This is a genomic window from Dellaglioa sp. CoH-56-MRSF-11 (assembly GCF_056782135.1).
Map to the genome: position 1 here is coordinate 1 of NZ_JBXAYE010000095.1, position 285 is coordinate 285.

At 72.6% G+C, this 285-nt stretch carries 1 protein-coding gene; it reads left to right on the plus strand.

Annotated elements, in window-relative coordinates:
- The coding region (locus AC1RPT_RS07985; protein WP_481763019.1) for a dihydropteroate synthase at window positions 1–285 on the plus strand (285 nt) is incomplete at both ends.

The following is a 285-nucleotide window of genomic DNA, read 5'->3' on the forward strand; positions in this document are numbered from 1 at the left end:
GTCCAGGGCTGGGAGCTGATCGGCGCCCTGCGGTCGCTCTGTGAGATCGGACCGCGCATCCTCGTCGGCCACTCGCGCAAGAGGTTCATCGGCGCTCTGCTCCCTGAGGGCTCGCCGGCCGGTGAACGCGACGCGGCCTCCGCGGCGGTGAGTGTCCTCTGCGACGTCGCCGGCGTGTGGGGAGTGCGCGTCCATTCCGCGCGCGCGACCCGCCGGCTGCTCCACACGACCCACGAAAACGCCAAGGAGTCCCGCATGACCGTCCCCGCCCTCGCCCCCCGACAG